The 21,778-nt window shown below is 52.7% G+C and carries 17 protein-coding genes; all 17 read left to right on the plus strand.

The window, feature by feature from the left end:
- The first annotated feature begins 3 nt into the window (after positions 1-3).
- The 17 genes from AC07N6_RS01835 to AC07N6_RS01915 all read left to right on the plus strand — a co-directional run bounded on the left by AC07N6_RS01835 (position 4) and on the right by AC07N6_RS01915 (position 21,752).
- Positions 4-927, plus strand: a complete 924-nt coding sequence (locus AC07N6_RS01835; RefSeq protein WP_494780620.1) for a class I SAM-dependent methyltransferase — start codon at positions 4-6, stop codon at positions 925-927.
- A gap of 3 nt (positions 928-930) precedes the next feature.
- Entirely contained in the window at positions 931-4,014 is a 3,084-nt protein-coding gene (locus AC07N6_RS01840; RefSeq protein WP_494780621.1) for an FkbM family methyltransferase, read from the plus strand.
- A 2-nt stretch (positions 4,015-4,016) separates the two neighbouring features.
- Positions 4,017-5,156, plus strand: coding sequence for a glycosyltransferase (locus AC07N6_RS01845; protein ID WP_494780622.1), 1,140 nt, complete (start codon positions 4,017-4,019; stop codon positions 5,154-5,156).
- A 58-nt stretch (positions 5,157-5,214) separates the two neighbouring features.
- Entirely contained in the window at positions 5,215-6,507 is a 1,293-nt protein-coding gene (locus tag AC07N6_RS01850) for a hypothetical protein (RefSeq protein WP_494780623.1), read from the plus strand.
- A gap of 422 nt (positions 6,508-6,929) precedes the next feature.
- On the plus strand, positions 6,930-9,404 hold the full coding sequence (locus AC07N6_RS01855) for a glycosyltransferase family protein (protein ID WP_494780624.1): 2,475 nt from the start codon (positions 6,930-6,932) through the stop codon (positions 9,402-9,404).
- Positions 9,397-10,386, plus strand: a complete 990-nt coding sequence (locus AC07N6_RS01860) for a glycosyltransferase family 2 protein (RefSeq protein ID WP_494781262.1) — start codon at positions 9,397-9,399, stop codon at positions 10,384-10,386. The genes AC07N6_RS01855 and AC07N6_RS01860 overlap by 8 nt, the downstream gene beginning before the upstream one ends.
- The gene (locus AC07N6_RS01865; RefSeq protein WP_494780625.1) at positions 10,383-10,733 is read left to right on the plus strand and encodes an EamA family transporter; all 351 of its coding nucleotides are present in this window, start codon (positions 10,383-10,385) and stop codon (positions 10,731-10,733) included. The genes AC07N6_RS01860 and AC07N6_RS01865 overlap by 4 nt, the downstream gene beginning before the upstream one ends.
- Positions 10,734-10,818: 85 nt before the next feature.
- Complete coding sequence (gene gmd / locus AC07N6_RS01870; RefSeq protein ID WP_494780626.1) at positions 10,819-11,853, plus strand: GDP-mannose 4,6-dehydratase; 1,035 nt, start codon at positions 10,819-10,821, stop codon at positions 11,851-11,853.
- Positions 11,831-12,748: a GDP-mannose 4,6-dehydratase gene (locus AC07N6_RS01875; protein WP_494780627.1), complete on the plus strand. Its 918-nt coding sequence runs from the start codon at positions 11,831-11,833 to the stop codon at positions 12,746-12,748. Before gmd ends, AC07N6_RS01875 begins: the two co-directional genes overlap by 23 nt.
- A 323-nt stretch (positions 12,749-13,071) precedes the next feature.
- Positions 13,072-14,139 carry a dTDP-glucose 4,6-dehydratase gene (gene rfbB / locus AC07N6_RS01880; RefSeq protein ID WP_494780628.1) on the plus strand — a complete coding sequence of 356 codons (1,068 nt, stop codon included), beginning with the start codon at positions 13,072-13,074 and terminating at the stop codon, positions 14,137-14,139.
- Entirely contained in the window at positions 14,136-15,035 is a 900-nt protein-coding gene (gene rfbD / locus AC07N6_RS01885; RefSeq protein WP_494780629.1) for a dTDP-4-dehydrorhamnose reductase, read from the plus strand. Before rfbB ends, rfbD begins: the two co-directional genes overlap by 4 nt.
- Positions 15,035-15,919: a glucose-1-phosphate thymidylyltransferase RfbA gene (gene rfbA, locus AC07N6_RS01890; protein ID WP_494781263.1), complete on the plus strand. Its 885-nt coding sequence runs from the start codon at positions 15,035-15,037 to the stop codon at positions 15,917-15,919. The genes rfbD and rfbA overlap by 1 nt, the downstream gene beginning before the upstream one ends.
- A gap of 5 nt (positions 15,920-15,924) precedes the next feature.
- The gene (gene rfbC / locus AC07N6_RS01895) at positions 15,925-16,464 is read left to right on the plus strand and encodes a dTDP-4-dehydrorhamnose 3,5-epimerase (protein ID WP_494780630.1); all 540 of its coding nucleotides are present in this window, start codon (positions 15,925-15,927) and stop codon (positions 16,462-16,464) included.
- Positions 16,465-16,725: 261 nt separating this feature from the next.
- A complete protein-coding gene (locus AC07N6_RS01900) occupies positions 16,726-17,859 on the plus strand; it encodes a glycosyltransferase family 4 protein (RefSeq protein WP_494780631.1) in 1,134 nt (377 codons plus the stop codon).
- 53 nt (positions 17,860-17,912) lie between these two features.
- Positions 17,913-19,043 carry a glycosyltransferase gene (locus tag AC07N6_RS01905; protein WP_494780632.1) on the plus strand — a complete coding sequence of 377 codons (1,131 nt, stop codon included), beginning with the start codon at positions 17,913-17,915 and terminating at the stop codon, positions 19,041-19,043.
- 94 nt (positions 19,044-19,137) lie between these two features.
- Positions 19,138-19,698 (plus strand): sugar transferase, encoded by a 561-nt coding sequence (locus tag AC07N6_RS01910; protein WP_494781264.1) that lies wholly within the window; start codon positions 19,138-19,140, stop codon positions 19,696-19,698.
- 83 nt (positions 19,699-19,781) lie between these two features.
- A complete protein-coding gene (locus AC07N6_RS01915; RefSeq protein ID WP_494780633.1) occupies positions 19,782-21,752 on the plus strand; it encodes a polysaccharide biosynthesis protein in 1,971 nt (656 codons plus the stop codon).
- Positions 21,753-21,778: the final 26 nt, after the last annotated feature.

The raw sequence follows: 21,778 nt of genomic DNA on the forward strand, positions 1-21,778 counted from the left end.
ACCATGAATTTGGCCATTATAAATCGCTTGCTTGCCTGTTTGAATCTTGCACTGGTCAGGCGCACTAGCTTGCAGCGCATCGAGTTTCAACTGGCCAATCTGTTGAATACTCAGGTTGAGCCGACTTCTCCTGAGCTGCCGACGAACGGGGTTGTCTACCAAGATTTGATCCGCCATCAAATTGCTCAGAAATGGGGAGTGGTGGATGCCTTCGAACGTCATCAGAAGGAAGAGAAACATTCCACGGATTGTCCTTTGTGCGAGTACGTTGCGCCTGATAAAGACTTCAAGAAGCTAGTTTCTCACTGTATTTTCGGTGGTGGGAATCTCGTCCGCCGGGCTTGCCCCAACTGCTCGCTCGTGTTCGGTCCGGAGAAAATGTTAACTCTGACGGATGCGGAGCTTTCTCTGGATTACGAGTGGCACTACAAAGTTTATCAAGAGGTGGATTCAACACCGGTTGAGCTGCAAGCTTTCCATGCGCTGAATCCCTCCAAAGAAGGTATTTATTTGAATTATGGCGCTGGAGCCTGGTCGAGCTCCGTTCAGCAGTTGCGCTCCGAGGGATGGAATGTATTTGCCTTTGAGCCCCATGCGGCTGCGACCGACAAAGCGGACTACATGATTAGTACCTATGAAAAGCTACAGTCGATGCGATTTGACGGTATTTTTTCCAATAACGTCCTCGAACATTTGCGTTGGCCAGTTCGAGAGCTTTCGGCAATGGCTGCGCTCCTCAAGCGAGATGGCGTGATGTCCCATGTGACTCCGTGTTTTGACTATCTATTTGAATATACGAGATTTCATTTGTTCTTTTACGTCGGGGCATCCAGAAAGTTATTAATAGAAAAAGCGGGCTTGCGAGAAACCTCTTACGTTGAGGATGGAAATTTCAAGTGCAGTGTAATGAGGTTGGGGGGGGGATAAATCGTGTCTTTTGTTTCGTATGCTCAAAACCTTGAGGACGTCATGCTTCGTCGTGCGTTGAAGGATATCTCTCAAGGGTTCTATATCGATATCGGTGCACAGGATCCGGAAGCGGATTCTGTGAGCCTCTCTTTTTATGAAGACGGTTGGCGAGGTGTGCATGTAGAACCGAATGCGCACTATGCGCAGATGCTGCGAGCGGCGAGGCCGGAAGAGCAGGTCGAACAGGTCGCCATCGGCAATGGCCATGGCGTCCTGACATTTTATGAATTCGCTGATACTGGATTGTCCACGGCGGATCCTGATATCGCCAAGAGCCATCAGGAACGCGGTTATAAATGCGTTCAAACAGAAGTAACGATGTGTACTTGCGATGAGCTTTTGGATAAACACGGCACATCAAGGCCTGTACATTGGCTCAAGTTGGACGTGGAAGGATTTGAAAAGCAAGTCCTGGAGAGCTGGCGTGCGTCTTCCGTTCGTCCGTGGATTCTGGTGGTCGAGAGCACCAAACCAATGAGTCAGGAACCGGTGCATGAAGAGTGGGAAGCCTTGGTGCTCGGCAAAGGATATTTGTATGCCTATTTCGACGGCTTGAACCGTTTCTACGTGCATGAAACCCAAAAGCAGCGCCTCGCAGCGTTCTCCAGCCCACCCAATATCTTTGATGAGTTTGTCGCGCTGGGTGGGGCTGCTCGACCATTTCATCAGTTTCATACCGATGCAGTCAGAAGGGCTGAAGATCGCGCTAATCTGGCCGAGCAAAAGGCTCTCGACATGCAGGCCATGGCTGCGCTGGTCGAGCAAAAGGCTCTCGACATGCAGGCCATGGCTGCGCGCAGTGAGGCACGTACGGCTGATCTTCGGGCGACTCTTGATGCCACGTTGCGGAGTCACTCCTGGCGCATCACGGCACCACTCAGGACCGTGTCGGCATCGCTGCAAGATCAGCGGCGGTTCGTTTCGGCAGTGGTACGACGTGGCTATCGCTATGCTCGCTGGATCAAGTTCCAGCTTCAGTTGCTTCGAGGCCATGGTGTCGCGAGCAGATTGGGGGCGCTCAAGCGTCGTCTCGAGTCGTCGTTTAACGAACGTGGAGGCAAGCCGCGCGTTCTGGAGCCGGTACTGCAGAAATTGCTGAAAGACGGGAAGTACGGAGAAGACCTGATCAAAGCGCTGAAGTCTCTGCGTAAGAACCAAGGTAATGCCGTATCGGTCATTATTATCAATTACAACTCAGACGAATTGATCTTCCAGTGTCTATCACAGGTAGCTGCTTCCGACTTCGATGGCGGTCTGGAAGTCGTTGTGGTGAACAATGATCCTGCCAGCGAGGCGATGGAGGCACTGCGTGCGCTCGGCGATGCGATCGTGCTGGTTGACAATCAGGTCAATCGCTATTTTGGCGAGGCCAATAATATTGGCGTAGAAAAGTCATCAGCGGAGTATCTGTGTTTCGTGAATGCTGATGCGTTCTTGGATAAGAAGTGTATCGAGCAGCTCTACTTGGCCATCCATGTTGCGGGGGAAAAGTATTCGGCTGTTGGTCCAAAGTTTTTCAATGCTGATGGCACGATTCAGGAAGCCGGCGCGGTGATCAGCCCCGATGGTATTCCGATCCGGTTTGGAAGAGGTCGTTCAGCGCTGACGGCCGAGTTCGACATCGAGCGTTCAGTGGACTACATTTCCGCAGCCTGCTTGATGGTTCGATGCGGCACTTTTTGCGCGACAGGCGGTTTCGATCTGCAATATGAGCCAGCATATTACGAGGACGTGGATCTTTGTTTCAAACTGCGCGCCTTTGGTGAGATCGGTTACATTCCTCGGGCTCATGTCTGGCATCTGGAAGGTGGTACTGCCACGAGTGAAACTCAGCGGGAGTTTGTCAGGCGTCTGGGCGATTTGAATCGTGAGAAGTTTCTCTCCACGTGGCGTTCATCGGAGAAAGGCGTGTGGAGAAAGTGGAGTGCTGCAAAGCCTGCTGCCCAAGCGTCTACTTCGGGAGCGCGGCAAATTGCTGTCTACACGCCTTATGACCTGACCTTGGGCGGCGGAGAGCGTTATATCTTTACCCTCCTGGATGCGCTTGCAGCGCAGTATGGTTTGAAGCCGGTCATTGTTACGCCCAAGCCGTACAGTAAGTTGCGCGTATCGCAGTTGTGTCATGCATTTGAGCTCGAATCGGATATTGACGTTGCGACTTTGGCCGACTTCAAGCACGGAAGTGCTCCGGAATTGTTCTTCGCGTTGGGCAACCATCCTTATCCCCCACTGGATGGAATGGGAAGGTTCAATGTCTTCATTTGCCAATTCCCGTTCCCAGGTCAGTATGCCGGTGATTCTTACGGGGCGATTCAGACTTATCAAGATACGATTGTGTATTCGTCTTTCGTGCGCGAGCAGCTTGCGCGAAACAAGGAATTCAAAGGTTCTCGGATCAGCGTGGTTGAGCCTGCTTTGCCTTGGTCGGCTTCGGAGATGGAGCATTTTCCCCTAGACAGGAACACTGATGAGATCCAGATCATCACTGTGGGTCGATTCTTTGCCGGCGGGCACAACAAGCAGCATGGCGCGCTGATCAAGTTCTTTAAGGAGCTGTATTCAACGCATCGGAATATCCGGTTGCATCTCGTGGGAACGACCATGCCCCACAAAGAACATATGGAGTACCTTGAGTCATTGCGCTCCGATGCGATGGGGTTCCCGATCGAATTCCACTTGAACGCAGAACCTGACCGCTTGAAGAGGCTTTACGGCCAGTGTCATATTTATTGGCACGCGACCGGTATGACTGTTGACGCTCAGGCTACGCCAGAGAAGCTTGAGCATTTCGGAATTAGCGTGATCGAGGCTATGTCATTTGGTTGTACACCCGTTGTCCATCGATCGGGTGGTCCCTTGGCGATACTTGGAGAGCCTCTGGCAGAGCTAACTTATTCCAACGGCGCCGACTTCGTCCAGATCAATCAAAAGCTGATTGGTCATCCCGAGTCCTTGCGTCAGTTCGCCGAAAAGGCGAGAGCGAGAGCATTCGAGTTTGATCGGGAGCATTTCGTCGCCAAGCTCGTTTCTGTTGTTGGGGAGTAATAATGCGATTCCTCGATATCACTGATTTGCCTCAGTGGTTCGCTTATTTCAAAAGGGTGAGTGGCGTTCAGCGGGTTTCCGTCGAGGCTATCAAGGCGATATTCCAGCGAGCCGATTGGGGGCTGGTGTGGTTTGATCAGCGCCAGCGCCAATGGAAGATGTTGACGCCAACGGGGATGGCTGCGATACGCGCATCCCTGGAGAAGGAAGACTACTCGATTTTTTTTCACGAAAGTCTGGATGCATACAGCGACCACGTTCGTTTCTCCAATGCGGTGCTATATTCGCTCGGGATGAACTGGGTTATTTCCAGTTGCGAGCAGTTTCATAGGTTTAAACAAGACGGATATGGCAATAAGATTGTCCTTTACTTCCACGATCTGATTCCCTTCACGCATCCGCATTTAGTAGATGCAGCGTTCGTCCGTCACTGGGGAGAATTTCTGGCTCAAGCAGTAACGCTTGCTGACGCTATCTGTTGTTCTACCTCAGTGACAAAGAGAAAAATAGAGCATCTCTCTCGTTGGGGCATGCTTATTCCTCCGGTCTTTGTTGCAACCTATGGACTAGATCATGTCCGTTTCGCTCGAGGTGCGAGTGATGAAGATCTGTCAGTCTATGTCGGAGAGGCGACGCGCTACTTAGTATCATTCGGTACGATAGATGCTCGTAAGAATCAGCATGCACTGTTGCGTCCATGGCAGTCTCTTATGTCGGTTCGATCCAGGCAAGACTGTAAGTTAGTGTTGATTGGTCGCGTGGCGGACAATAGAGTTGAGGTTTTTAGAGATGATAAGTCGATTCTATTTATGGAGAATGCGACTGACGCACAGATGCATGCGCTCATTGCCGGTGCATCCGGAGTGCTTCTTCCGACCCTCGCTGAAGGATTTTGCTTCCCTGCATTTGAATCGTTGGCGCTGGGTTTGACTCCTACGGTAACGAACTTGTCTGAAATCAGGGCAGTAGGTCAGGATAGTCTTGCGTATTTCAATTCACTTGATTCTAGTGATATACGCGAAAAGATGAACGAGATACTCGAGACCCAACCAGCCCCGCGTCATCACCAGAGTGAAATTGCCTGTTTCAAGCAATATACTTGGAATGAATTTATTCATTCGCTTGAGCAGATATCCGGTTAGTGTGGCTTTGAATTCTTTGGCCTAATATTCAAATTATTAATACTTGAGGAGTAAAGGTATGGCCCTTGACAAGTCTTTCTTTGAAAATAGTTTTCGCGTCTTTCATTCTTCGATTAGCCCCGAAAATCTGATTCAGAAATATGCATTGAAGGACCAAACTGCCAAAGAAGGATATCTCCTTAATGCTTTCGGTGTGCTTGTCAGGCCATCTTATGCCCCACAGATTTTGTCCGGTAGAGAGGGCGAGGTGGAGCCTGTTCCTGTGCCCGCCAACTGGCATGCAGACATGGCGGAGTTCGGAGCCGTGCTGCGGTCAATTGATCTGGCGACCGACCGATTCACCATGATAGAACTTGGTTGCGGTTGGGGATGCTGGATGAACATTGCCGGAGTCGTTGCGAAAAGGCGAGGGCTTGACGTCAAGGTAATCGGGGTCGAGGGAGATGAGGGGCATGTGGGTTTCGCGAAAGAGGCGTTTCGTGATAATCAATTTGGCGAGGAAGAATATGCTCTTTATCACGGTGTCGCCGCAGCATCGGCAGGGATTGCATTATTTCCCAAGCAGGCCGCTGGTCACTCATGGGGGCTTGAACCTATTTTCGATCTGAAGAAGTCTAAGGCCGCCACGTTGCTGGAGAGCGGAAATTATTTAATGGCCAGGCAGTACACTCTTGCAGAAATTGCAGGATCTGATCAGAGAATTGACTTACTTCACATCGATATCCAAGGTGGTGAGCAGCAGCTTATCCCCTCAGCGATGGAATTCATATCGCGGAATGTGGCCTATCTCATGATAGGTACGCACTCGCGCGAGATTGAAGGGGTAATGTTCAAGACCATGTTGGCGGCGGGATTCGTGTTAGAGATTGAGCGTCCAGCGATCATCTCTCTCGACGGTCCCACACCAACACTTGTCGTTGATGGGGTTCAGGGCTGGCGTAACTCGCGTCTTCTTCCGGTTGTAGACCTAGCCGAGCCCCGCGGGGCTATTGAGCTCATCGATCAAGTTCCCGATTTAACTGCCGGGCGAGAGCTAACCTTGGAAGTTAGGATCACGAATTCTTCGAAGACCGATTGGGAGAGCGTAGGTGCCAAACCTGTGATGATTTCTTATAAGTGGATGGCCAAAAATGGAAATGCCGGAGATATTTCAGAGGGCATCCGGACACCTTTGCCAGATACTGTATTAAGGGCAGGAGAACTAAAGAATGCACTAGTACGTATCGTTGCACCCACTATTCCAGGTGATTACGAACTTGTGATTACTTGCTTGCAGGAATGTGTTCGATGGTTCGAAGCACCGACATTCGTTTCAAAAGTTATTGCTGTGAGGGTGTCGGCTGGTTGCTAAAGTATTTGAAAGCGTAAATTACTTCTCTCTTTAATTCGTCAGATCAGCATGAAGCAGCTTGAGTTTCGCTTCTGCAGCGTGGTTGTTCTTCCTCTTTTGAATTCGCTTCTTGGGGATACAGAGTGGGTTAGCATCTAAGCTTTTCGAGAGCGGCCAACTAGCATCCTAGCTGCGGCAAACCAGCCTCTCGCAATGACTCGACCCGGGCCCCATTGCTTGTCTTGTCGATACCTTGGGAATTTGAGAAGTGGCCAAGCAATGTTGCCAGCGATAGCTAGTTTAAGTACTTTTCTGCAAAGCGGGTTTCTGTTTTCTAATGTTGCTTATTTGCAATGATGGCGGTATGTTCCGTCCACGTAATTCTTAGGATGTTGGACGCACTGTAACTCCAATTCCTCGTTTCGAGCTAAAGAATTTATCAAATGATAATTAGAAATTTCTGCCGGCAGGTTTTGCCGGCCATCGCATTATTGCTGGGCGTCACTCTTTTGGGGACAGGTTTTGCGCTCGAAACGATCCAGCAGATTAGCGGCAAGTTTGCGAATGTCGCAGCCTTGGCTTTTTTAATGGTGCTGGTTTGCGTAGTCGCAGTAAAGATAAGGGAATTTGCGGGGGCTATTCTCATCAGCGTGTTCATGCTGGCCTTAGTTGTCGCTTTTGGCTGGGTGCCAGTCGCCTTGGTGATGCTGGTCGGTATCAGTTTCTCTACGCTCGGCAGTTTGATTTATCGTCCTGTTAGTAACGGCTTTAGTGGTCTGTTTGTGCTGGCGACACTCGGAGCTGGCATATTTGTGATCGTACTGAACATTATGGTTCGGTTCCCCATCAATACGCCCTTCGTTTATGGGGCGCTACTGTTTCTTCCATGTCTTCATGTGCCGGCATTGAAAGCAACTCTGAAAAAGGTTGCATCTCTTTCTCGGAGCGCGTCATTTCTCGCCATTGATGAGATCTGTGTAGGTAGTTTTTTACTGTTTATCGTTATCCTGCACATGGCCGGTGCGGGGCTGCCCGAACGTTATGCAGATGGCGCTTTGTATCATCTGTACATTGGGCAGACAGTTGCTCGTCTTCATTATTGGCCAGGTGATTTCCAATCTTTTGTTTGGGCGTTAATGCCGGCTGGTACAGATTGGCTTCACACAATTGGCGAGGTTCTGGCGGGACAACTGGCCACCAAAGGTATGTCATTCCTGGTCTTCATGTTGTTATTGGGAATGTTATTTCATGCCAGCTTGTCCACGCGGGTATCGAGGGCGAAAGCGATGCTCGTGGTGGCTCTTGCCGCATCGACACCCTTGGCCTTCATTGAAACTGCCACTTTGTTCATTGAAAATGGCCTGACCCTTTTTGTGTTTGCGGCTTTCTGGGTGCTTAGTGAAAAAGAGCTCTCAACTCCGAGACGCATCCTGTGTGGTGCGGTTCTGATCGCAGCTGCTTTGGCGACCAAGTTACATGCAGTGGTATTTGCTGGTCCACTGGGAATTTACGCGCTGTGGCTTGCTTGGAAGCATGGAAAGCGGACTAGCGCCTATGCAGTTGTTGCATCAGTAGGTATTTTGGCCCTAGGTATTTTTGGATACCTGTATGCATATGCCAAGACCGGAAATCCTGTTTTCCCATTTTTTAATGGCATCTTCAAGTCACCGTACTACGCGTTGGAGAATTTCTCCGATTCGCGCTGGCATCAGGCTCCTCCGTGGGATTTATTTTATAAGATTACTTTTCATACCAACCTGTATGGAGAGTTTAAAGACGGTGCGTTTGGTTTTCAGGCACTCACTTTGTCTGCGGCGATACTCATATCGACATTTTTGACGAACGCACGGCAATGTGCCGCCGTGATTCTCGGGCTGTTTTATATTTTCGTTATATCTTTCAGCACCACCTATGCTCGTTATTTGTACCCAGGCCTTATGTTCCTGACATTTGGAGGCGGTGCACTTCTAATGCATACTTGGTCCGCGGCCTCTGTGGGACGCTACTGTAGAACTTTTGTCGTCAGCGTCGTCACCTTTGTTGCGGTACTCAACTTGATTTTCTTTAGTTCTGCAGGCTGGCCTCTGGCGCAGAACTTCTGGGGCGGTTTTACCAGTCAGGAGAAGTGGGAGTCTGTTGCCGATGAGTCTCTGTCGCAGATGGCTCTGAATCGGCGAGCAAGCCAGGATGGGTTGCCTTCTCCCAGAGTGCTGTTGTTGGGGGACGCGGTCGCCGCCAATGTTGCCGGGACACCGCTCCCTGTAAATTGGTATAACTCCAAGCTGGTGGATCGGTTTCGACAAGTCAAGACAGTTGATGATGTTAGGCAGATTCTTGCTGACATGAAGGTAACTCATGCAAGCTTTGATATTAGAAATAATTTATATGAATTGAACATGGCGTTAATCGGCGCGGCTTTGGAACAGTTTGGTGAGCCGATTTTTAGAAAAGATACGCAGGTTTTGTATCGTATTCACCCGGACGTATGGCTTGGGCCGAATCTTGCTGAAGATAGCTCTGCCCAAAGTGGATTCAAGGGCTGGGAGATTCGGGGCGAGGTCAATCAAATAGAAAGCTCGGGCTTGATGCTCGGCAGCAGTGTGGCAATTGAAAAGGCACTGCCGCAGTCCTTATCGCCAAATACTTTGTATCGTTTTTCGGCCGCGATGAACTGTGAAAAAGCAGGCGCGAACCTGCATGTTGCAGTCCTACTTACTCCTTCCAAAGGAGGCGCAGTTCAGCGGTTCGATGACGTTCTTCCCTGCAACAAGAAGGGCACAGTGGAGCGGTATTTCGATTTGGTTACTCCCTCGGTTCCGGTTACCGCGCGACTAATTATTGATCATGCCGATGCCAATCTTTTAACGGTTACAGTTCGTGAGGGATATGATGTCAGAGGTGGGCGTAGTGCTGAATGAGTTCGTCGAAGAAAAATGTATCGCTGTGGTAATTCCTTGTTATAAGGTAGGAGCACACGTCCTTGGTGTGATCTCAGCGATTGGTCCTGAAGTTGATCTGATCTATTGTGTTGACGATGCTTGTCCAGAGCAGTCGGGTGCCATGATTGAGGCCGAGTGCTCTGATACGCGCGTTAGGGTGATCTATAACCAAGTCAATCTCGGCGTAGGCGGTGCAGTCATGCACGGCTATCGAGCCGCGATAGCAGATGGTGCGGATGTGATTGTCAAAGTGGACGGAGATGGACAAATGGATCCGCTACTGATCCCTGAATTTGTTGCTCCAATTCTGGCAGGTGAAGCAGACTACACCAAAGGAAATCGCTTTTACGATTTGGAAAAAGTTAGTGCGATGCCGCCTGTGAGGCTGTTCGGAAATGCCGTTCTGTCGCTGATGACAAAGCTATCTTCTGGCTACTGGCATCTTTTTGATCCGACTAATGGTTACACGGCGATCCACGTTGAGGCTGCCAAAAGACTTCCGTTTGACAAGATTTCATCTCGTTACTATTTCGAAAGCGATATCCTTTTTCGCCTCAATACCTTACGGGCGGTCGTTTTAGATGTTCCAATGGATGCTAAGTATGGTGATGAAGTAAGCAATCTGAAGATCTCCAAGATCATCGGAGAGTTCTTGTTCAAACATGCCCGAAACTTCATTAAGCGGATTTTCTATAATTATTACCTCAGAGACTTATCGCTGGCTTCTATTGAACTTCCAATGGGGCTGTTAATGGTTTGTTTCGGAGCGGGATTCGGTTTGTACCACTGGGTCCACTCTGTTCAGCAAGAAGTATTGACACCAACCGGCACGATCATCCTTGCAACTCTTCCTTTGTTGATGGGGTGGCAACTATTGCTGGCTTTCATCGGATACGATATTTCGTCGGTGCCGAAGCGGCCGTTGCAGAGAAGAACGTTCAAAATGAAAAAAAAGAAATGAACATATTTCAGATTCTGGGAGCGCTGGCAACAGTGCTAGCGTTGTCCGTTGGGCAGGTTCTGTTCAAGCTTGCTTCGCAGAAATTGGACTTCGCGGGACAAGGGTTTTGGGCCAGCACGATATTAAATGTTCCGTTATTGATCGCGCTGGTGGTATACGGCGGAGCAACTTTCGCCTGGCTGATGGTGATCAAGAATATGCCACTGAGGACAGCTTATCCTTTCGTGGCGCTGGCGTTTGTTATAGTGCCAATATTCAGCCATTTCTTTTTGGGTGAATCCCTGTCTGTCAAGACGTTCATCGGCGCTGCTTTCATTTTCATTGGCGTGTGCATTTCAGTGAGTTGATGCAGGCCGGAGCCAGAATTTTTCAACCTGATGCTGCCATCCATTTAAGATCCCGTAAATCAAAGTTATCGATACAAAGAGCACTATGAAATCAGCTATCATCACAGGCATCTCAGGCCAAGACGGCGCGTATCTCGCACAATTGCTTCTAGAAAAGGGTTACGCCGTCTATGGGACATATCGGCGCACTAGCTCGGTAAACTTCTGGCGCATAGCCGAACTCGGAATCCAGGCTCATCCCAATTTACACTTGGTTGAATATGATCTGACGGACCTTTCCGCCTCGGTTCGACTTTTGCAGAACACAGGTGCCACAGAGGTCTACAATTTGGCCGCGCAGAGCTTTGTGGGCGTGTCATTTGATCAGCCGATTACCACTGCCGAAATTACAGGGCTGGGGGCATTGCATTTGCTTGAAGCGATTCGCATCGTCAATCCGAAAATCCGTTTCTACCAAGCGAGCACCTCCGAAATGTTTGGCAAGGTGCAGGCGGTGCCGCAAATCGAGAGCACTCCTTTTTATCCGCGCAGTCCATACGGCGTCGCCAAGTTGTATGCGCACTGGATGACCATCAATTACCGCGAGAGCTACGGTATCTTCGGTTGTAGTGGCATTCTGTTTAATCACGAGTCGCCGCTGCGTGGTCGCGAGTTCGTCACGCGAAAGATTACCGATGCAGTAGCGAAGATCAAGCTTGGCAAACTTGATGTCTTGGAGCTCGGGAATATGGGGGCCAAGAGAGATTGGGGATTCGCCAAGGAATACGTTGAGGGTATGTGGCGTATGATGCAAGTCGATGAGCCTGATACCTATGTATTGGCAACTAATCGTGCAGAAACTGTCCGTGATTTCGTCACCATGGCCTTTAAGGCGATTGATGTCGTTTTGGAATTCCAAGGTAACGATGAGAATGAGGTCGGAGTAGACGTTTCCAGCGGGAAGGTTCTCGTCAGGGTGAACCCCAAGTTTTATCGCCCCGCTGAGGTGGACTTGCTTATCGGTAATCCACTTAGGGCAAAGCAGAAACTGGGTTGGGAACCGAAGACTCAACTCGAGCAACTCTGTGCCATGATGGTTGAAGCGGATTTGGCTCGCAATGTCGCCGGCTTCTCGTTCTGATGCGCCACGGGCCCTGGTTACCGGGGGCAGTGGATTCACGGGATACTATCTGATCCGTGAGTTGGAGGCGCGCGGCTATCACGTCTACGGGACCTGTTTCTCTCCAATTCAGCAGGGGATCCCAATGGATCTCTGTGATCGCTCGGCGATACAGCGGGTCGTTAATGAAATCCAGCCCGATGTCGTAGCGCATCTGGCGGCGATATCTTATGTACCGCACGGCGATGTTGATGCCATTTATCGCACCAACGTCATTGGTAGCCGTAATCTGCTCGAGACGTTGGCTCAACTGCCCAAACCACCCAAGGCCGTTCTTATGGCCAGCAGTGCCACGGTGTATGGCAACTCGGCGGTTGAAATAATTGATGAGACAGTCCCTCCAAGTCCTCCCAATGATTATGCAGTCAGCAAGCTCACGATGGAATATGTGGCGAAAATCTGGGCGGACCGTCTGCCGATCATTGTGACTCGTCCTTTCAACTATACCGGTGTTGGACAAGCAGAGAAGTTTCTTCTACCAAAGATCGTTAGTCATTTTCGACGCGGCGAGCGGGTTATTGAGCTTGGTAATATTGATGTCGAACGCGATTTCTCTGATGTGCGCATGGTGGCAGAGGTCTATGCACGTTTGCTTGATCAAAGTCCGTCGGGCTTTCTCTACAATGTTTGCTCCGGTCACTCTGTATCGCTGAAGAAGGTGATTGCAATGATGGAAACCATTGCTGGATATTCCATTGAGGTCCGGACTAACCCTGCGTTTGTTCGTGCAAATGAGGTGAGACGGTTGCAGGGGGATTCCACCAAGCTCGTCAATGAAGTCGGACCGTTACGGGAAATCCCATTGGAAGAGACCTTAAGATGGATGTACACCGATTTTGATCACAAGCTGGCTTAATGGGGGGCTCCGTTTCGAGCTGGCCTGTGGCCAGTAATCAAGCTGTGGTAGCGGTGGCTGCCATCATATGATCCAGCTTCGTGCCAGTTTTTATCCTCGGACTGCAGGCCTTGTTGTATCAGGCGAGCGCGTGAAGGTTCGGACAAGCTTCCTTAATCGTCCAAGCAGAGGCTTATCTCGATGATTGATCGCTTAATAACTGGTCATTTTTGACCGCGCAATCAGGACGATTTGCCTAGTTCGCAGCTATTCACCCGAGACAAGCATATTTGTAAACTTAAAGTGTCGGCTGCCTTCGATGGTCGTTGGCGACAAGGGATGTAATGATTTTAGTCACAGGCGGTGCAGGATTCATCGGGGCCAACTTCGTGCTGGACTGGATTGGGCAGACGCAGGAGTCGCTGATTAATTTGGACCTGCTGACCTATGCTGGCAACATCAGTAATCTTTCATCGGTAGAAGGAAATTCCCTGTATGGGTTCGTGCAGGGCGATATCGGTGATCGTGCATTGGTCGGGGATCTGCTGCGGCGCCATCGGCCGCGCGCGGTGATCAATTTTGCGGCGGAAAGCCACGTGGACCGTTCGATCCACGGTCCGGATGTGTTCGTGCAGACCAATGTTGTGGGCACCTTCAATTTGCTTGAAGAGACACGAAACTACTGGAGTACGTTGGAAGGTGACGCGCGCTCTGCGTTCCGTTTCCTGCACGTCTCCACCGATGAGGTATACGGCTCGCTGGCACCGGATGCCCCTGCTTTCACGGAACTCAATCGCTATGAACCGAATAGTCCCTACTCGGCCAGCAAGGCTGCCAGCGATCATTTGGTCCGGGCTTACCACCATACATACGGGCTACCGGTATTGACCACGAATTGTTCCAACAACTACGGGCCATATCATTTTCCCGAGAAGCTAATTCCGCTAATGATTGTCAATGCGCTCGATGGTAAGCCTTTGCCGATCTACGGTGATGGTCGCCAGATACGTGACTGGCTCTACGTGAAAGATCATTGCAGCGCCATCCGCCGGGTGTTGGAGGCGGGTACGCCGGGCGAGGTTTACAATGTTGGTGGCTGGAACGAAAAGGCCAATGTGGAGATCGTCGGCGCGATTTGCGCCTTGCTTGATGAGCTGAGACCACGTCTCGATGGTCGAGCATACGCGGATCAGATCGTCTATGTGGCAGACCGTCCAGGACATGACCGTCGCTATGCGATTGACGCAAGCAAGATTGAACGCGATCTGGGATGGAAGCCGATCGAGACCTTCGACAGCGGCATCCGCAAGACCGTCGAATGGTATCTTCAGAACCAGCAATGGGTGGACGACGTGCGGTCCGGCGGATATCGCGAGTGGATTGAGAAGAATTACAAGAGGGGCGCGGAATGAAGATCGTCTTGTTTGGCAAGAACGGGCAGGTTGGCTGGGAGCTTCAGCGCAGCTTGGCCGTGTTGGGAGAAGTGATCAGCCTGACTGCCGACGATACGACGTATTGCGGCGATCTCGCCGATTCAGCAGGGATTTCAGAAACTATCGCACGCCTGCGCCCTGATGTGGTGGTCAATGCAGCCGCCTATACGGCAGTGGACAAGGCGGAGTCGGAATCGTCGCGGGCGACGCTGGTGAATGCCAAGGCCCCCGGTGTGATGGCGATGGCGGCTCGTGCATGTGATGCACTGCTTGTGCACTATTCGACGGATTATGTATTTAACGGGGACGGCACCGCGCCTTGGCGGGAAAGTGACGCAACTGCACCTCTGAGTGTGTATGGAGCAACCAAGCTGGTGGGGGAACAAGCCATTGTCAGTTCCGGCTGCCGTCATCTGATTTTCAGAACCAGCTGGGTATATGCCACGCGTGGCAACAACTTCGCCAGCACCATGGTTCGGCTCGCTTCACAAAGGGATCGACTCAATATTGTGGATGACCAGATCGGGGCGCCGACTTCGGCCGAACTGATTGCGGACGTCACCGCGCAAGCGATCATGCAATGCATGGCCGATCGGAATCGAGAGGGGGTATATCACCTGGCTACCCATGGATCCACTTCCTGGGCAGGATATGCCCGATTCGTGTTTGAGGTGCTCAGCCGTCTGCGTATGGATTTCTCTGCACCGGTAGTCGACCCCATCCCCTCAAGTGCCTATCCGACCGCAGCGCGGCGGCCGATGAATTCCAGGCTTGATTGTAGTCTGCTGCGGAATACATTCAATCTGGCGCTGCCTCCGTGGGAACATGGAGTGGCGCGAATGCTCACCGAACGATATGGAAACCAAGAAGAATGATCTCTCGTAAAGGTATCATCCTGGCTGGCGGCTCTGGAACACGTCTGTATCCCGTGACAAAAGCAGTGTCCAAGCAACTATTGCCTGTCTACGACAAACCGATGATCTATTACCCGCTCAGCACATTGATGCTTGCGGGTATCCAGGACATTCTGATTATCACCACGCCGGATGAGGCGGCCCGTTTCCAGGCCCTGCTGGGCGATGGGAGCGGTTGGGGCCTGAACATCTCTTATGCAGACCAGCCTAGTCCCGACGGGCTGGCGCAAGCATTCATCATCGGTCGCGATTTTGTGGGCAATTCCCCCTCGGCACTGGTGTTGGGCGACAACATATTTTATGGGCATGACCTCCAGCCTAAGCTGGAGTCTGCACGCGAACGTGATGTTGGGGCGACCGTATTTGCCTATCACGTTACCGATCCCGAACGCTACGGCGTGGTGGCATTTGACGCCGCTGGCCGCGCGACCAGTCTCGAAGAGAAACCCAGAGTGCCCAAGAGCAATTATGTGGTGACGGGGCTGTATTTTTATGACAACCAAGTGTGCGATATCGCCGCGGACATCAAGCCATCCGCACGTGGCGAACTGGAAATCACCGACGTCAATAGTCGTTATCTGGAGCACGGCCAACTGAACGTGGAAATCATGGGGCGAGGTTACGCGTGGCTGGATACGGGTACCCATGAAAGCCTCATTGAAGCCGCCAACTTCATTCAGACCATTGAACGTCGTCAGGGCCTGAAGATCGCTTGCCCGGAAGAGATTGCCTATCGCATGGGTTTCATCGACGCCGCTCAGTTGAATGCCTTGGCTCAGCCGTTGCTGAAGAGCGGTTACGGAGATTATCTGAAACGTATTCTTGATCAAGAAGCTGTATTTTGAAAGTAATGGTGACTCCAATCAAAGATTTGCTCGTCGTTGAGCCGAAGGTCTTCGGTGATGAGCGGGGCTTCTTTTTTGAAAGCTTCAATCTGAAGCGTTTCAACGAGCTTGTTGGCCGGGATGTGGATTTCGTCCAAGACAATCATAGCAAGTCGGCGCGAAATGTCGTTCGCGGGCTGCATTATCAGATTCGTCAAGCGCAAGGCAAGCTGGTGCGTGTTATTGCTGGCAGCGTGTTGGATGTGGCGGTCGACCTGCGCAGATCCTCTCCCACATTCGGCCAGCATTTCAGTATCGAATTGAGTGCCGCCAATAAGTCCATGTTGTGGATCCCGGAAGGCTTCGCCCACGGTTTTCGAGTGATATCGGAGACGGCCGAGTTCCTGTACAAGACGACCGACTATTGGGCCCCGGAATTTGAACGCAGCATCGTATGGAATGATCCCGCCCTGGGAATCGACTGGGGTATCGGCGATGAGCCTGCGGTGCTATCCGCCAAAGATCTTGCCGGCAGTCTGTTCGCCGCAGCAGAATATTTTGACTAGGAATAGGGCGGACTACTTCCTTGGGTTGGTGTGAGCCAGTACGGACGCGGCTTTCCGTTTCCGGATTTCTCCGTCTCCAGGGGGCGTTGAGGATGGACGGGCTACCAGGAAGGGGGGGGCAGTCCGGCTTTTATCCGCAGCGCTTATCTGTGCAGGAGGTGTAGGTTGCCTCTCGGCTTGGATTGTGACCTGTAATAGCATAAGCATAATGATCTTCATTGGACAATCCTTCATACCGGGTGCCGTTTTGGCAGAAATGCTATGCGCATTGCCTTGAATGCTACGATTCTGCTCTCGCCGTTCACCGGACTTGGTCAATATACCTATCAATTGGCACAGGGCCTGGCAGCTAGATCCGACGTCGATTTGAAGCTGTTCTATGGCGCCAAGTGGGACCATCAGGTTCGGCAAGCACCGTTGGCCAATATCACCCTGCTCAAGGCGGGGATTAAGCGCTTCGTTCCCTTCGCGTATGAACTGAAGCATGCGGTTTCGCAATTTCGTTTCAATGCCGGAATCGCCGCGCAGATGCCTGATGTCTACCATGAGCCCAATTTCTTGGCGTTCAAGTGCGACAGGCCGTCAGTCATCACGGTGCATGATCTGTCTTGGATTCGCTTTCCTCAGACCCACCCTGCCGAACGGGTGAGGGCGATGGAGCGTTATTTCGAGTCCGGCTTGCGCCGCGCATCCATGATTCTGACCGATTCGGAGTTCGTCAAGGCAGAGGTCATGGAAGTGTTCGGCGTACCATCCGAGCGCATCGTTTCGGTGCCTCTGGGCGTGGAAACCTTGTTCCATCCGCGTACCAACGAGCAATGCCGTGTCGTGCTGCAGAAGTATGCGTTGACTTATGGGCGCTACTTGTTAGCCGTCGGGACGCTGGAGCCGCGCAAGAACCTCTCTGTGGCCTTGGAAGCGTTTTCTCGCCTGCCTGCCGAGGACAGGAAGCGTTTTCCGCTGGTGTTGGCAGGGATGAAGGGGTGGCATACTTCGGCCATGGAACGGCAGATGGCCACCATGGTGAATGCAGGCGAAGTCCGTATTTTGGGATATCTGCCGCGGGAAGATCTGGCGATGATCACCGCAGGCGCGGGCTCTTTGGTCTATCCCTCCATCTACGAAGGATTCGGCTTGCCTCCCTTGGAGGCAATGGCCTGCGGTGTTCCGGTCATCGTTTCGAATGCGTCCTCGTTGCCTGAGGTAGTGGGAGATGCCGGAATAATGATCGATCCCAAGGATGTCGACAGACTTTCCCACGCCATGGCGCGCATCATTGCCGACGGTAGATTACGTGGCGAGTTAGCGCAGAAGGCATTTGACAGGAGCCGGCAATTTTCTTGGAATCATTGCGTAGAAAATACCTTGGCGGTATATCGTCGTGCGACTGCTTAAGAGGAGTAGTGAACAGATATATCTGCATCAACGACGAAACATGAGGGCATGATTTGAATCCAGCCGTATTGCACGTCTATCGCACCTATTTTCCTGATCCGCCCGGTGGGCTGCAAGAAGCGATTCGCCAGATCACCCTGTCGACCGCCGGGCTGGGTGCCTCCAACACCATCTTCACGCTCTCGCCGCAACCGCAGCCGGCTGTGTTGCAACGCCCCGAGGCCACGGTGGTGCGCTGCCGTTCCTGGGCCGCACCGGCGTCGTGTGATCTTGGTGGGCCGGCCGCGTTCAGGGAGTTTGCCGCGCGCGCGGCGGCCTCGGATGTGATCCACTACCTGTTCCCCTGGCCGTTCCTGGATGTCCTGCATGGTGTGGTGCGTCCGCGTCGGCCGGCCGTGATGACCTATATTTCCGATGTGGTGCGCCAGCGCTGGCTCAACGCCGCTTACGGTCCGCTGATGTGGCATACCCTCAAGGACATGCGCCTCATCGTAGCCAACGCGCCGCCATATGCCAGCTCCAGTCCGGTCCTGGCACAGCCGGAGATACGGGAAAAAGTGCGCATCATTCCTCTGGGTATCGAGGAGAGCTCGTATTCCAAACAGGGCGACGACAGGATCCTGTCCCGTCTGGGGCTGCAGACGGGAGAGCCTTTCTTCCTGTTCATCGGCGTACTGCGCTACTACAAGGGGCTGCCCTTCCTGATCGATGCCGCCGCCAAGCTGGGCGCCAAGCTGGTGGTTGCCGGCTCCGGTGCAGAACTTGAAGGCTTGCAGCAATACGCACGGCAGGCCGGGGCGGGCAATGTGCTCTTCGCTGGTCAAGTCAGTGATGCAGAGAAAATATCGCTGCTGCAATCCTGCCACGCTCTGGTGCTGCCCTCCCATCTGCGTTCGGAGGCATACGGGATGGTGCTGGTGGAGGCATCGATGTTCGGCAAGCCGATGATTTCCTGCGAAATTGGCACCGGCACGTCGTTCGTCAATGCTCATGAAGAAACCGGCCTGGTGGTCGAGCCGCAGTCGCCGACGGCCTTGCGGCAGGCCATGCAGACCCTTTTGACGGAAAACGGCTTGGCTGCAAAGATGGGCGCAGCGGCGCGGCAGCGGTATGAACGAATGTTCTCGGGTGCGGCACTTGGTAAGGCCTATCTGGAATTGTTCCGCGAAGTTGCGAACATGTAAAGCTACGGGAACATAGGTTCCCTGCAAATATTTCAGTGGCCTGAATAAAGAAGATATCATGAGCGAGCGATTGGACAATAGCGCTGTCAATAATATGAAACGTCTGTTTGACTTCAGTGTTGTGCTGGTTGCCAGCGTCGTATTTGCCCTACCGATGGCCATGATTGCGATTCTGATCAAGCTCACCTCAGATGGCCCGGTGTTGTATTGGTCTGATCGCGTGGGAAGGCGCAATGAAATCTTCCGCATGCCCAAGTTTCGGACCATGAAGACCGGGACACCGGTGGTGGCGACGCATCTGCTGGGCAATTCGACCTCGCATCTGACGCCGATCGGCAGTTTCTTGCGCAGGTCCAGCCTGGATGAACTGCCGCAGCTCTGGAGTATCCTACGAGGCGATATGTCGCTGGTAGGACCGCGGCCCGCCCTGTACAACCAGGAAGATTTGATTGCCTTGCGTACCCAGAGTGGGGTCAGCGAATTACAACCAGGCTTGACGGGTTGGGCCCAGATCAACGGTCGTGACGAGCTTCCCATCCCGCTCAAGGTGCAGTTTGATGTCGAATATCTGCAGAAACGCTCCTTCTGGTTCGATTTATGCATCCTATGGGGGACTTTGATCAAGGTCGTCAAGAGCGATGGAGTGGCCCATTGAACTCCGACCTCATGTTGACAAGATGGAACCAATTCAATGAGAGCCCCTGAGCGATGAAACACCGTATGCTTGAGCTCCCACGCTTGAACAAGCAGGCCATCGCGGCCCTGGCCGACATCTGCATGTCGTTCCTGGCAACCTGGATTGCCTTTTCCCTGCGCCTGGATACGGTGCATTGGCCGGAAGGCTATCAGTGGCACGTCTATCAACTGGCCCCCCTGTTGATGTTGCCCATCTTCGTGCGCCTGGGCTTGTATCGCTCGGTCTTCCGCTATACCGGTATCTCCGCCATCGTGACCATTGCCAAGGCGGTTACCCTGTATGGACTGGCGCTGTTCTCGCTGCTGGTGTGGCTTGGCCTGCCAGGCGTACCGCGCTCGCTGGGGGTGCTGCAACCATTGCTGGTACTGGTGCTGGTCGGCGGCAGTCGGGCTTTCGCCCGGTTATGGCTGAGCCGGGTCGACTCCTCACGCAGGCATTTGCGGCAGTCACGTTTGCTGGTGTACGGTGCCGGCCAGCTCGGTGCACAAATCGCCGAAGCCATGGAGCGACGGCATCAACTGGTCCTGTTCGGTTTTCTAGAAGACAACCCCGAGTTGTTTGGCAAGACCATTAACGGCCGCCGTGTCTATGCCGCCAGCGATGCCGCGTCGCTGATTCACGCCTATGCCATCACGGATGTGCTGCTGGCCTTGCCATCCATCAGTCGCTCAAGGCGCAAGGAAATCATCGAGAGGTTGAGACCGTTCCAGGTCCACATCAGATCAGTCCCCGACCTGGCCGATCTGGCCCAGGGCAAGGTCACGGTGGCAGATGAGCACGAGCTGGATATCCTCGACCTGCTGGGGCGCGACCCGGTGCAGCCCAATCCGACCCTGATCGGGCGCAACATCACCAACAAGGTGGTACTGGTGACCGGCGCCGGCGGTAGCATCGGTAGTGAGTTGTGCCGGCAGATCCTCGATTCCGGCCCCAGCAAATTGCTGTTGCTGGATCACAATGAGTACAACCTGTACGCTATCCACCGCGACCTGGAGCAACGCCTGGCGCGCCAGGGCGGCAGTACGGAATTGATTCCACTTCTGGGTAGCGTGCGCAATTACATACGGCTTACGCAGATCTTCCGTACCTGGAATCCTTGTACGGTCTACCATGCCGCAGCCTACAAGCATGTGCCGTTGGTGGAACATAATCCGGTCGAAGGTGTCATCAACAACGTGTTTGGCACTTATCACGTAGCACGCGTGGCGATCGAGAACAATGTCAGCGACTATGTGCTGGTCAGTACTGACAAGGCAGTGCGCCCTACCAACGTGATGGGAGCCAGCAAGCGCCTGGCGGAAATGATCCTGCAATCGCTGGCTGCTAGTTCGGCGCCACGCTTCCTGGAGCAGCCGCGCAATGTGTCTGGCACACGTAATACCACGCGTTTCTCGATGGTGCGTTTCGGCAATGTGTTGGGGTCATCGGGCTCGGTGGTTCCGTTGTTTCGTGAGCAAATCAAGGCCGGCGGTCCGATCACGGTAACCGACCCCGATGTGACCCGCTACTTCATGTTGATCCCGGAAGCCGTACAGCTTGTACTACAGGCAGGGGCGATGACCGAAGGCGGTGACGTCTTCGTGCTGGACATGGGGGAGCCGGTCAAGATCAATGACCTGGCCCGACGCATGGTGGAGCTGTCAGGCATGACTGTGCGTGACGAACTCTGCCCGGACGGAGACATCGAGATCAAGGTGGTTGGTTTGCGTCCTGGCGAAAAGCTCTATGAGGAATTGCTGATCGGCGAGAAGCCGGAGCCAACCGCGCATCCACGCATCATGACGGCTCACGAAGACTTCATCGTATGGGACAAGCTGTGTGTGGTGCTCGAACAATTGCGTGCGGCGCTGGATGACAACGACATCGATGTCATCCGGTCGTTGTTGCATGCCGTCGTCAGCGGCTATCAACCGGCGGCGGAGATCGTCGATTGGACATTCGTAGAAAGGAAGCGGCAGGCGGCACAGCGTCCGCCAGGCGCCCACCGACTCGAAGTCATCGGCAAGTCCTGATTTCAATTTTCAACAAAATGTATCGG

This window comes from Herbaspirillum sp. GW821-FHT09A12 (assembly GCF_059418325.1).